This is a genomic window from Streptomyces sp. STAM6 (assembly GCF_054963715.1).
This window is the reverse complement of record NZ_JBUEFZ010000010.1, coordinates 12,407-23,682: the sequence shown is the minus strand read 5'-3', so window position 1 is coordinate 23,682 and position 11,276 is coordinate 12,407. Positions and strand designations below refer to the sequence as shown.

General features: G+C 71.7%; 10 protein-coding genes and 1 tRNA gene. 6 read left to right on the top strand and 5 right to left on the bottom strand.

Annotation, left to right across the window (positions count from 1 at the left end):
• Positions 1-132: 132 nt before the first annotated feature.
• The 4 genes from ACY34K_RS14645 (at position 133) to ACY34K_RS14630 (ending at position 4,817) form a co-directional block, all read left to right on the top strand.
• Positions 133-915: a maleate cis-trans isomerase family protein gene (locus tag ACY34K_RS14645; protein WP_462746923.1), complete on the top strand. Its 783-nt coding sequence runs from the start codon at positions 133-135 to the stop codon at positions 913-915.
• A complete protein-coding gene (locus ACY34K_RS14640) occupies positions 912-1,631 on the top strand; it encodes a maleate cis-trans isomerase family protein (RefSeq protein WP_462746920.1) in 720 nt (239 codons plus the stop codon). The genes ACY34K_RS14645 and ACY34K_RS14640 overlap by 4 nt, the downstream gene beginning before the upstream one ends.
• Before the next feature lie 134 nt (positions 1,632-1,765).
• On the top strand, positions 1,766-2,839 hold the full coding sequence (locus tag ACY34K_RS14635; protein ID WP_462746919.1) for an LLM class flavin-dependent oxidoreductase: 1,074 nt from the start codon (positions 1,766-1,768) through the stop codon (positions 2,837-2,839).
• 262 nt (positions 2,840-3,101) lie between these two features.
• Entirely contained in the window at positions 3,102-4,817 is a 1,716-nt protein-coding gene (locus tag ACY34K_RS14630; protein ID WP_462746917.1) for a glycosyl hydrolase family 18 protein, read from the top strand.
• Positions 4,818-4,988: 171 nt separating this feature from the next.
• Here the strand turns inward: ACY34K_RS14630 and ACY34K_RS14625 are convergent, their stop codons facing one another.
• Positions 4,989-5,393, bottom strand: a complete 405-nt coding sequence (locus ACY34K_RS14625) for a nuclear transport factor 2 family protein (protein ID WP_462746914.1) — start codon at positions 5,391-5,393, stop codon at positions 4,989-4,991.
• A gap of 93 nt (positions 5,394-5,486) precedes the next feature.
• On the opposite strand from ACY34K_RS14625, the gene ACY34K_RS14620 reads away from it, so the two are divergent.
• Positions 5,487-6,446: a LysR family transcriptional regulator gene (locus ACY34K_RS14620; RefSeq protein ID WP_462746912.1), complete on the top strand. Its 960-nt coding sequence runs from the start codon at positions 5,487-5,489 to the stop codon at positions 6,444-6,446.
• Here ACY34K_RS14620 and ACY34K_RS14615 read toward each other — a convergent pair.
• Positions 6,427-8,265 carry a putative bifunctional diguanylate cyclase/phosphodiesterase gene (locus tag ACY34K_RS14615; RefSeq protein ID WP_462746909.1) on the bottom strand — a complete coding sequence of 613 codons (1,839 nt, stop codon included), beginning with the start codon at positions 8,263-8,265 and terminating at the stop codon, positions 6,427-6,429. The genes ACY34K_RS14620 and ACY34K_RS14615 overlap by 20 nt on opposite strands.
• A gap of 344 nt (positions 8,266-8,609) precedes the next feature.
• Between ACY34K_RS14615 and ACY34K_RS14610 the strand changes: the two genes are divergently transcribed.
• Positions 8,610-9,860 (top strand): M6 family metalloprotease domain-containing protein, encoded by a 1,251-nt coding sequence (locus tag ACY34K_RS14610; RefSeq protein WP_462746906.1) that lies wholly within the window; start codon positions 8,610-8,612, stop codon positions 9,858-9,860.
• 46 nt (positions 9,861-9,906) lie between these two features.
• Here the strand turns inward: ACY34K_RS14610 and ACY34K_RS14605 are convergent.
• The 3 genes from ACY34K_RS14605 to ACY34K_RS14595 form a co-directional block, all read right to left on the bottom strand.
• Positions 9,907-9,980: transfer RNA gene (locus tag ACY34K_RS14605), tRNA-Lys, on the bottom strand.
• Positions 9,971-10,630: a bifunctional DNA primase/polymerase gene (locus tag ACY34K_RS14600; protein ID WP_462746904.1), complete on the bottom strand. Its 660-nt coding sequence runs from the start codon at positions 10,628-10,630 to the stop codon at positions 9,971-9,973. Before ACY34K_RS14600 ends, ACY34K_RS14605 begins: the two co-directional genes overlap by 10 nt.
• Before the next feature lie 105 nt (positions 10,631-10,735).
• Entirely contained in the window at positions 10,736-11,089 is a 354-nt protein-coding gene (locus tag ACY34K_RS14595) for a hypothetical protein (protein WP_462746903.1), read from the bottom strand.
• Positions 11,090-11,276: the final 187 nt, after the last annotated feature.

Sequence of the window (11,276 nt, the reverse complement as noted above, 5' to 3'; positions counted from 1 at the left end):
TTCCGGGTCGGGGCACCCCCCGATCCCGGACGGTCACGGGGAGGCCTGACATGTGCGGATTGACCACGCTCGCACCCGAACCTACCTTCGTCAACAAGAGGCTGGGGAGCCTGTGACGCTGGGGGCCGGCGTATGGACGTTTCCTTCCTGGGCGGGCCGAGCCCGCAGCGCGGCGTCGGTGTCGTCGCGCCGTTCGACTTCGCACTCGACCGCGAGTTGTGGCGGTGGGTTCCCGACGAGATCTCGCTGCGGCTGACCCGCACGCCCTATGTGCCGGTCGAGGTGTCCCTCGGCCTCGCCCGACTGGTCAGTGAGCACGAGACCCTGGAGAACGCCGTCCGGGCGCTGTCCGCGTCCGAGCCGGAGGTCGTGGCCTATGCCTGCGCCTCCGGGAGCTTCGTCGGGGGAGTGGCCGGCGAGCGGGCCATGTGCGCGGCCATGACCCGGGCGGGCGAACTGCCTTCCGTGACCACGTCCGGGGCGCTGCTGGAGGCGCTGGCGGAGCTGGGCATCACCCGGATAGCCCTGGTCACCCCCTATACGGAGTCGGTGACGCGGGCCTTGGAGGACTATCTGGAGCAAGCCGGGGCAGCCGTCACGGGGCGGGCCTTCCTGGGGCTGACCAGGCACATCTGGAAGGTTCCGTACCGGGACGTGGTGGACATGGCGCGGCGGGCGGTGGTGGGCGCGGCGGACGCGCTCTTCATCAGCTGCACCAATCTGCCGACCTACGACGTGATCCCGCAGCTGGAGGCGGAACTCAGGATGCCGGTCCTCTCGGCCAACCAGGTCACCATGTGGGCGGCGCTGCGCCGGATCGGGGCCCGCGCGATCGGCCCGTACCAGGCGCTGCTGCTGGACGGGGCCGGGGAGCCGGCGGCCGCCGAGCCGGAAGGACAGGAGGGCGTGACATGACGACAGTCGGACTGCTCTACCCGGGGCACTCCGCAGAGGACGACTACCCCCGCATCGAGACCCTGCTCAGCGGGCTCAACCTGCCGATCGTCCACACCGACATCGGTGAGGACGCGCACCGGGTCGACGCGCTGCGGGAGATGGGCGCGGGGAACCGGCTGGCGGCCGGGGTGGAGGAGCTGCGGCTGTCCGGCGCCGAATCGGTGGTGTGGGCCTGCACCAGCGGGGCCTTCGTGTACGGCTGGGAGGGCGCCCACGAGCAGGTGCGGACCCTCGCGGCGGCGGCCGGCCTTCCGGCGTCGAGCACCGCCTTCGCCTTCGCCCACGCGGCGCGCGCGGTGGGCGCGGCACGGGTCGCGGTCGCCGCCACCTATCCGCAGGACGTCACGGAGCTGTTCGTCCGCTTCCTGGAGGCGGCCGGCATCGAGGTGGTCGCGGCCCGGGCGAGCGGGATCGTCACGGCGGCCGAGGTCGGCACATGGGGCCGGGAGCAGGTGCTGGAGCTGGTGCGGGCGGCCGACGACCCGGCGGCGCAGGCGGTCCTGGTGCCGGACACGGCGCTGCACACGGTGGCGCACCTGCCGGCGCTGGAGGAGGCGGTCGGGAAGCCCGTCCTCACCGCGAACCAGGTGACGGTGTGGGAGGGGCTGCGGCTGGCCGAGCGGCGGGGCGCGTGGTCCACGGAACTGGGGACGCTGTTCGCCCGCAAGGAGTGAGGCGGAGGAACCGGGTCCCGGGCTCGCCGGGGGCGCGATCCGGTCGCCCCCGGCCGGAGCCCCGGGAATAAAGCGGAGAGCCCCTCCTGTTGCTGGATGTCGTACACGTTTTCGGCGCAGGAGGGTCAGAACCGGTGAGCGACGACGCGATTCGAGGAGTGGCGGGCGGGACCGCGCCCGTGCCCCTGTCCGTGCTGGACCTGGTCACCGTCGGTCGCGGACGCACCGCCGCCCAGGCCGTCGGGACGAGCGTCGAGCTCGCCCGGCTGGCCGAGCGCCGCGGCTACCACCGCCACTGGGTGGCCGAGCACCACTCCATGCCGGGCGTCGCGTCCTCCTCGCCGGCCGTGATCCTCGCCCACCTGGCCGCCCACACCCGGCGCATCCGGCTCGGCTCGGGCGGCGTCATGCTGCCCAACCACGCCCCACTCGTCATCGCCGAGCAGTTCGGCACGCTGGAGGCCATGGCGCCGGGCCGGGTGGACCTGGGGCTGGGTCGTGCGCCCGGCACCGACGGGGCCACCGCCGCGGCCCTGCGGCGCACGGACCGGCTGAACGAAGGGGCCGACGAGTTCCCGCAGCAGCTCGCCGAACTCGTCCGCTTCCTGGACGACGACTTCCCGGACGGGCACCCCTATGCCCGGATCCACGCCGTGCCGGGCCCGGTGCAGGGATCCTCCGCGCGGCCGCCCGTCTGGCTTCTCGGCTCGTCCGGCTTCAGCGCGCGGCTGGCCGGTTCGCTGGGGCTGCCGTTCGCGTTCGCCCACCACTTCTCGGCGCGCAACACGGTTCCGGCGCTCGACCTGTACCGGGCCTCCTTCCGCCCGTCGCCCGTGCTGTCCGAGCCGTACGCCCTGATCGGTGTCGGGGCACTCGCCGCCGACGACGAGAAGGAGGCCCGCCGGCAGGTGCTCACCGGGGCGCTGTCGATGCTCCGGCTGCGCACCGGGCGCCCTGGGCTCATCCCGAGCCCGGAGGAGGTGGAGGCGTACGACTTCAGCGAGCCGGAGCGGGACTTCGTGAACGGCTGGCTCGCCGACCTCGTGCACGGCACGCCGGACGAGGTCCGCGCCGGCCTGGACGATCTGTGGAAGCGCACCGGTGCGGACGAACTGATGATCACGGCGAACGTGCACGGCGCCGAGGCGCGGCTGCGCAGCTACGAACTGATCGCGGACGCCTACGGACTGCCCGGGGCGCCGGCCTAGAACCGGGATTCCGGGCGGCTCTGGTCCGCTCTCGGGAAAGCTCGCACAAGATCCCTAAGGCAGTCTTAAACCGCTCGTCACCCATGGTGGCGGGCGGTTCCGTCATGGGGCGGCACGCCTCCGACGAGCGCATTCGCGACCAAATTGGTCTAGTCCTCATTTGGTTCAGACCATTGACTCGGTCTTCCGCCGGCGGCTATCACTTCTTCAACTTTCCTCCCCCGTACCGCCATTGCGCGCACCACCCCCTCGGAGGCTCCCCGTGCACGCCCGCAAACCCCTGCTCGCCGCGCTCACCAGCGCGGCCCTCGCCGCCGGAGCGGTGGCCGCCCTCGCCGGCCCCGGCACCGCCCGGGCGGCCGAGGCCGCCCCCTCGTCCGGTGGCGTGAAGATCGCCTACTACGACCAGTGGAGCGTGTACGGCAACGCGTTCTACCCCAAGCACCTCGACACCCGGGGCATCGCCGGCAAGCTGGACGTCATCAACTACTCGTTCGGCAACATCCACCCCACCGAACTCACCTGTTTCGAGGCGAACAAGGCCGCCGGTGACGACGCCAACCCCAACGCCGGTGACGGCGCGGGCGACTCGTACGCCGACTACCAGAAGTCCTTCTCGGCGGCCGACAGCGTGGACGGCGTCGCCGACAAATGGGACCAGCCGATCGCGGGCGTCTTCAACCAGTTCAAGGAGCTGAAGGCGAAGTACCCCAAGCTGAGGATCAACATCTCGCTGGGCGGCTGGACCTACTCCAAGTACTTCCACGACGCCGCCAAGACGGACGCGAGCCGCAAGAAGTTCGTGGCGTCCTGCGTCAAGCAGTACATCCAGGGCGACCTGCCGTCCGAGGGCGGCTTCGGCGGCCCCGGCACCGCCGCCGGCATCTTCGACGGCATCGACATCGACTGGGAGTACCCCGGCTCGCCCGACGGCCACCTCGGCAACCACTACGGCCCCGAGGACAAGCGGAACTTCACGCTGCTGCTCGCCGAGTTCCGCAAGCAGCTCGACGCGTACGGCGACGCGCACGGGGGCAAGAAGTACCTGCTGACGGCGGCGCTCCCGGCGGGCCAGGACAAGATCGCGCACATCGAGACGGACAAGATCGGCGCGTACCTCGACTACGCGAACATCATGACGTACGACATGCACGGCGCCTGGGACGGCGACGGGCCCGCGTACCACCAGTCGCCGCTGTACTCACCGGCGTCCGACCCGACCGACCCGGTCAAGCCGGGCACGGAGAAGTACTCGATCGACAACGCCATCGACTCCTGGATCGACGGCAAGCCCGCCTACGGCATCGCGGGCGGCTTCCCCGCGAACAAGCTGACGCTCGGGTACGAGTTCTACTACCGCGGCTGGAAGGGCGTCCCGGCCGGGACGAAGAACGGCCTCGGGGGCAGCGCCACCGGTGCCTCCGCCGCCCGGCCGGTGAGCCAGCAGGCCGGTATCGCCCACTACAAGGAGCTCGGCGGCATCGTCGACAACCCGGCCACCACCCTCTGGGACGACGAGGCCAAGGCGGCCTACTTCTACAAGGACGGCGAGTTCTTCACCGGCCTCGACAAGCGGGCGATCCAGGCCCGCGCCGACTACGCCCACAGCCGCGGCCTCGCGGGCGCGATGATGTACTCGCTGCTCGGACTGGACGCGAACACCACGCTGCTCAACGAGATCGTGACCGCGGTCGGCGCCTCCCCGACGACCCCGGACCCGACGCCCACCCCGACGGACCCGACCCCGACCCCGACGGACCCGACGCCCACCGACCCGACTCCGACCCCGACCGGCCCGACGCCCACCGACCCGCCGGCGGGCTGCGCGGCGACGGCCTGGTCGGCGACCGCGGAGTACACCGGCGGCACCCAGGTCTCCCACAAGGGCCACACCTGGAAGGCCAAGTGGTGGACGAAGGGCGAGGAGCCCGGTACGACCGGTGAGTGGGGCGTCTGGCAGGACCTCGGCGCCTGCTGACCCCGGGCCCGGCCGCGGGCCCGCACACCCCCCCCCGTGCGCTCACCGCCCCCTCCGCCCGGCCACCGGCCCCCCGCACGACCACCGCCCCCGCCCGGCGACGACTCCCGGGCGGGGGCGGCACTCATGCGCCGTGCCCCGTCACGCCTCCGCCGTTCCGGCACCCCCGTCTCAGCCGGTTCCCACCAGCACGTTGAAGAAGTCGTCCACGACCGACTGCTCGGCCGGGAAATGCCGGATCTCGGTGATCCGGTCGTCCTCGATCAGGAACACCACCACCCAGTCCATGGCGATGTCCGTACCGTCCCCGCGGTGACTGACGCAGTGATGGACCTCCACCACATGGTTCTCGTCGGCCCCCGCGAACCCGACCTCCGCCGTGAAGTCGCCGACGGCGAGCCCCCGCAGATAGGCCGTGATCCCCTCGGCCCCCCGATGGCTGCCGGAGAGCGGATTCCTCCCGGGCACGTGCCACACCGCGTCCGGCGCGAGGACGGAGTCCCGGAGCCCGGCCAGGTCACCCGTGGCGTAACAGGCCCAGAACCGCCTGACCAACTCGATGTTGAGGTCGCTCATCGTCAACTCTCTTCGGCGATCCGGTCGTTGTGAAAGAGAGCTTCCTGCCGCACGGCCGCTCCGGTCCAATACTTGAATCCATAACCTTGCGGCATGGACATCGACACCCGGCTGTTGCGCTACTTCACCGCGGTCGCCGAAGAGGGCCATCTCACCCGCGCCGCGGAACGCCTGTTCATCTCGCAGCCCGCGCTCACCAAGCAGATCAAACAACTGGAGGCCCAGCTGGGCGTGGCGCTCTTCGTACGGTCCCGCAGCGGTATGGCCCTCACCGAGGCCGGTAGCGCGCTGGCCGCCACCGTCCCCGCCGTCCTCGACGCCTGGGACGCCGCCCTGCTGTCCGCCAAGAACGCCGCGTCCCGCGCGGACCGCGTCCTGCGCGTCGGCTTCGTCGCCTCCGCCGCCAACGAGCTGACCCAGCGGATCATCGCCGACTTCGCCCGCCGCCGCCCCGGATGGCGGGTCCGGATGGTGCAGACCGGCTGGGACGACCCCTCGGCCGGGCTGGCGAGCGGCGAGACCGATGTGGCGCTGCTGCGTCTGCCGTTCCCCGGCCAGGAGGCGTTCGGCGTCGAGGTCCTCCTCACCGAGGACCGCTGGATCGCGCTCCCCGTCACCCACCGGCTCGCCGGCTGTACGAAGATCGACTTCCGGGACCTGCTCGACGAGCCGTTCGTCACCACCCCTGAGGCGTCCGGCTGGTGGCGGGACTACTGGCTGGCCACTGAGGAGCGCGACGGCCACCCGGTGACCGTCGGCGCCGTGGCGAACAACCCGGACGAGTGGCTCAACGCCATCGCGAACGGCTTCGGCATCGGTCTCACGCCCGAGGCGACGGCCCGCTTCTACCAGCGTCCCGATGTGACCTACCGCCCGGTGCGGGGCGTGAGCCACAGCCAGGTCGGCGTCGTCTGGCCCCGGAACGAGGAAGTTCCGCAGGCCGCGCACGACTTCGTCCGCAGCGCCGTGGAGGTGAGCCGCGCCGCGCGCGAACCGGGCGGAAGCGCGCGGGCCGCCGACGGCACGCCGCCCCTCACACCGCCCGCGGGCTGACGCCGATCAACTCGGCGATACGGTCCGGCGCGACCGCCCGCGAGTACAGCCAGCCCTGGCCCGTGTCGCAACCGATCCGCCGCAGCCGCGCCGCCTGTCCGGACGTCTCCACGCACTCGGCGGTGACGGTCAGCCCGAGCCGGTGCGCCAGCTGCACCAGCGCCTCGACGATCACCTCGTCCGCCGGGTTGGGATGCTCCTCGTCCTGGAACCCGCGGACGAACGAGCCGTCCAGCTTCAGCACCGACACCGGCAGCCGGCTCAGATAGGCGAGGTTCGAATAGCCGGTGCCGAAGTCGTCGATGGCGATGTGCACACCCATGTCGCTGAGTGCCTGGAGGGCCTGCAGGGGCCGCCCGGCCGAGCCCATCACCGCCGACTCGGTCAGCTCCAGCTGGAGCAGATGCGGCGCGAGCCCGGTCTCGGCCAGGATCTCCGCCACGTCCGCGACCAGGTCGGAGTCCCAGACCTGGCGCACCGCCACATTGACGCTGACGAACAGCGGGCGTTCGTGCGGATGGTCCTTCTGCCACTGCCGGGCCTGCCGGCACGCGGTGCGCAGCACCCACCGCCCGAGCTGGACGATCGAACCGTCTTCTTCCGCAATTCCGATGAACCGATTCGGCGCCAATGTGCCGAACTGCGGGTGGTTCCAGCGGACCAGGGCCTCCACGCCCCGCACGGCTCCGTCCGCCATCTCGACCAGTGGCTGGTACTCCAGCGCGAACTCGCCGCGCTCGACCGCCGGCCGGAGCGTCGAGGAGAGCGCCTGGCGGGTCATCCGGTGGGCGTTGCGCTCGGGGTCGAAGAGCGTCCAGCGGGCCTTGCCGTCGGCCTTCGCCCAGTACAGCGTGGTGTCGGCGGCCTGCATCAGCCCGTTCACGGTGGTGCCGGCGGCGGTCCGCTCGACCACACCGATCGAGGCCGAGACCGACAGCCGCTGCCCGGCCAGGTCGAACGGCCGCTGTACGGCGGCGAGGACGGACCGGGCGAGATCGGCGAGCTGCTCCGTGCCGGTGGAGTCCTCGACCAGGATCGCGAACTCGTCGCCGCCCAGCCGCGCCACCAGGTGCCCGCCGCTTCGGGTGTAGCCGTCGCTGTCGGCGCACTCGGTGAGCCGGGCGGCGACGGCGGCCAGCAGCCGGTCGCCGACCCGGTGCCCCAGGGTGTCGTTGACCGCCTTGAAGCCGTCCAGATCGAGGTAGCAGAGCCCGATGCGGCCCGTGCCGCCGTCGTCGTACGAGGAGTTCTCCAGCGCCGACGTCAGACGCTCGAAGAAGAGCATCCGGTTGGGCAGCCGGGTCACCGGGTCGTGCATCTGCAGATGGCGCAGACGTGCCTGCAGCTCGCGGCGGTCGCTGATGTCCGCGATGGACAGCAGCACGCTGCGGCTGTGCGGTACGGGGGCGACGGTGACCTCCGCCCACAGCGACCGCCCGTCGGGGTGCTTGAGGCGGCGTGTGCAGCGGAACCGGGCGCGGCGGCCGCGCAGCACCTCGCGGTAGGCGTGCCAGGTGCGTCCGTCGGAGGCGAGGTCCACCAGATCGGCGGCGGCCTGCTCCCGGAGGGACGCGGGGTCGGTGCCGAGGAGCGCGGCGAGGGCGTCGTTGGCGGTGACGACGATGCCCTCCGGGTCGACGACGGCCATGGCGAGGTGGGCGGCGTTGAAGGCGGCTCGGTAGTCCCGCAGCTCGGATCGCGCGTCGGACGCCGGGCCGTGGACCGTGGCACCGGAATGGTGACGCTCGGTAATCACATCCGGGCCGGTGGCCGGCGGTGAGACTGCCGCAGTTCCCGGTCCTTCGGAGGTTCCGCTCACCGCTCGCTCCCGCAGGGCAGTTGTGACGCACAGATGTGGTCGGGATGGTCGGCCATGGAAAGTGTGCCGATCATAGAGCCCCTCGCGGCGGCCGTTCCAGCTTCATCACCTTGTGAGACGGGTGGGGTTGCTGTGAGGAGCCCCACCCTCCGCCGGTGGACGATCGTTTCTGCGCGGGTGTGGCCTGGGCCGTTCCTGGTGTGAACGATTGTGACTGTCCGTGAACTGGGAGCGCCGGTACGGCGCGTCGGAGGCTCACCCGAGTGGTGCAGCGGAACAGGGCGTATCACCCGAAAACGTCACAGGGTGGTGAGACGTCCCGCATCGTGCACCCGGAGGTTGACGTGGAGGGTCAGCAGACACCCGAGGGAGTGGAACGGCCGGGCCTGCGCTCCACGGCCGCGGGCCTGTTCTCGCTCCTCGCGCTCGCCGCGACGGGCCTGGTGGCCGGCCCGGCGGGGGCCGCGCCCACGGCCGGTCCGTGCGCCCTCCCGCGCACCGGAGCGCACCATTCACTCGGTCTGGACAGCTGGAACAGCGAGTACCCCCGTCCGGTGCGCGACCTGGACGCGGTCATGGTCTTCCTGTCCTTCCCGGACTCCGGGTCACCGGCCGGTACCGCCGAGATCGCCGCCGACTACTTCCCGGGGACCAGCCGGTTCTTCCAGCAGGCGTCGTACGGCAAGTTCACCCTGCGCCCGCACATCCGTCACGAGTGGCTGGAGATGCCCAAGGCGTCCACCGCGTACGCCATACGGCGCGACTGGGACCCCGGCCGGCGCTCGCGGTATCTGCGGGACGCGATCGCCACCGCCGACCCGCTGGTCGACTTCTCGCGCTACGACATCGTCTATCTGGTCGCCGACCCGGACGCGCCGGGGGTGGACTCCGACGCGACGAAGGTCGTCAACCTGGAGACCCCGCTGCGCGCCGACGGGGCGGCCATCCATCGGGTCGTCACCGTCTTCGAACGGCATCCGCCCGACCGCAACGTGCTGGCCCACGAGACCGGACACGTTTTCGACCTGCCGGATCTCTACCACCGGCCGATGGACGGCAAGGGCGACTGGGACACGCACGTCGGCGACTGGGACGTCATGGGCAGCCAGTTCGCGATGGCCCCGGAGCTCTTCGGCTGGCACAAGTGGAAGCTCGGCTGGCTCTCCGGTCAGGAGGTGCACTGCGTACGGCGCGGGGGCGGCGGCCGCTTCACCCTGGAGCCGCTGGGATCGGCGCCCGATCGGGGCACGTCCGTCGGCACCCGGCTGGCGGTCGTCAGGACCGGCGAGAACAGCGCTCTGGGCATCGAGGCCCGCGGCGCCTCCGGGAACGACGACGGCACCTGTACCGAGGGCGTGCTGATCTACCGCGTCCGCACGGAGGCGGCGTCGGGCGGCGGACCGGTCGAGGTGGTGGACACCCACCCGACGACCGAGGCGTGCTGGGACCGCTCCGTCTACCCGCCGCTGGCGGACGCCCCGCTGCGGGTGGGAGAGACCTTCACCGTGCCGGACGGGCCCGGTGAGGGGACGCGGGTGGAGGTGGCGGACCGGACACGTACCGGCGCGTGGACGGTGAAGGTCACGACTCCGTGAGGCAACGAAAAAGCCCCTCGCTCTCGCGAGGGGCTTTTCCCGTCTGTGCGCCGCCAGGGACTCGAACCCCGGACCCGCTGATTAAGAGTCAGCTGCTCTAACCAACTGAGCTAGCGGCGCCTGCTGACGTCGTAGACATTAGCACCCTGATCGGCCGGAGCAAAAATCGATACCCGCACACCCCCGGCGGAAACCTCTCTGGCCGCCCGCACACAGGCCCACAGCAGGACCTCGGGCCCGGGAAGCCAGGGATGCCGCGTGTCCGGGGCCACCACCCAGCGGGGCCCGCCCCCGGCCGCGCCCGGGGTCAGGGGCGGGACGGTCACGGCGTCCCCCACGCCGTGGCACAGCATCGGCGGGACGGCCTCGCCCCATTCCTCCCAGCCGAGCAGGGACGGTAGACGCTGGGCCGTGCCGGGGGCCGCGAAGAGCAGCATCCGGCCACGGTGCACGGCGACCGGCCCTGAGCCCGGCCCCTCCTCCCACAGCCGGTCGAGCATTCGCCGCCCGAAGATCGACTCGACGTTGACCACGTCGAAGACGGAGCCGCAGGGCAGCACCGCGGGCGCCGTCGGCCGCCCCTCCCACAGGGCGAGCGTGGAACGCGGGTAGGCCGCGGCGGACGCCAGCCAGTCGGCACCGTCGGACGTCACCTGTGCGGTGTGATGCCGCCCCTCGTCCCGCAGCAGCCGGAAGATGTCGGACCGGCGCTCATCGGTGTCGCCATGGCCCGCGCTCAGCGGGGTCTCGTCTCGCAGCCATGCGCTCATGACACCCAGATGTACCGACAGCGACGGGCCGGTTTCGGCGGGTTGCCGGAAATCGGGACAGGGTCGGGGCGCGAGGAGTATCTTGCCCCCCGGCATATGCCACGGTTACTTCCCCGGCTGATCGTCCCCGGTGCGCTGCAGGTCCTGCCCGAACTCGATCATCTTGCGGGCGTAGTCCTCACTCCACTCGGCGCGCTCCGCGATGTCGGCGGTCGAGAGCCGGTCGAACCGCCGGGGATCGGCCAGCTGCGCCGCCGCCACGGCCTGGAACTCCAGCGCCCGTTCCGCGGCCGCCCGGAACGCCAGCGTCAGCTCCGTGGCCCGGGCGAGCAGCTCCAGCGGATCCTCGATCGACTCCAGGTCGAAGAAGTGCTCCGGGTCGGCGGCGGCCTCCGCAGGCTCGAAGAGCAGAGGCGCGGGTTTGAGCCGCCGCTGCTCGTTCCGCTCGGTTTCCGCCATGTACGTCTCCTCCTCGGAATGCCACCGCCCACGATGGACCACCCTCCATTCTCCCGCCCCCCGCAAGTGCGCCCCCGGGCCCGGCACCGAAGGGCCCGGGGACCACGAGCGACGGCGTCCGGGGGACGCGCTGCCCCGCGAGGCGGGACAGCACCGCGTGGTTGGCCTCCCGGCGTCCGGGGCCGCG

What these genes read in the sequence shown, in the direction of transcription:
- ACY34K_RS14645 (WP_462746923.1), top strand. Translation starts at nt 133, where the DNA reads ATGGACGTTTCCTTCCTGGGCGGGCCGAGCCCGCAGCGCGGCGTCGGT.
- ACY34K_RS14640 (WP_462746920.1), top strand. Translation starts at nt 912, where the DNA reads ATGACGACAGTCGGACTGCTCTACCCGGGGCACTCCGCAGAGGACGAC.
- ACY34K_RS14625 (WP_462746914.1), bottom strand. Translation starts at nt 5,393, where the DNA reads ATGAGCGACCTCAACATCGAGTTGGTCAGGCGGTTCTGGGCCTGTTAC.
- ACY34K_RS14620 (WP_462746912.1), top strand. Translation starts at nt 5,487, where the DNA reads ATGGACATCGACACCCGGCTGTTGCGCTACTTCACCGCGGTCGCCGAA.
- ACY34K_RS14600 (WP_462746904.1), bottom strand. Translation starts at nt 10,630, where the DNA reads ATGAGCGCATGGCTGCGAGACGAGACCCCGCTGAGCGCGGGCCATGGC.
- ACY34K_RS14595 (WP_462746903.1), bottom strand. Translation starts at nt 11,089, where the DNA reads ATGGCGGAAACCGAGCGGAACGAGCAGCGGCGGCTCAAACCCGCGCCT.